Origin of the sequence: Shewanella sp. T24-MNA-CIBAN-0130 (assembly GCF_040310185.1) — a bacterium.
In the GTDB taxonomy this organism is placed as follows: domain Bacteria; phylum Pseudomonadota; class Gammaproteobacteria; order Enterobacterales; family Shewanellaceae; genus Shewanella; species Shewanella psychromarinicola.
The window spans coordinates 1-241 of record NZ_JBEOPP010000522.1 but is presented as its reverse complement, the minus strand read 5'-3'; the positions used below and the strand labels follow the sequence as shown (position 1 = coordinate 241).

Below are 241 nucleotides of genomic sequence, written 5' to 3'. Positions count from 1 at the left end.
CTTTATAACTAACTGGTGCAGAGACTTACTATGAAATTTACAGAAGCGAAGTTAGAAGAGGCCATTATTGAGCTGTTGGGTGAGCAAGGTTACCCATATGTGCGAGGCTGTGACATTGAACGCGATAATACCGACGTGTTAATTAAAGCTGATTTGAGCCAGTATCTCGCTAAAAAGTATGCTGGAGATAATATTACGCCGGGTGAAATTGATTTGATTATTAAGCAAATTGAATCGTTGC

The 241-nt window shown here is 39.4% G+C and carries 1 protein-coding gene; it reads left to right on the top strand.

What is annotated here, in order from left to right; translation table 11 throughout:
- Window positions 1-30 precede the first annotated feature (30 nt).
- The coding region (locus AAEZ02_RS23355) for a hypothetical protein (RefSeq protein ID WP_351125602.1) at window positions 31-241 on the top strand (211 nt) is incomplete at its 3' end.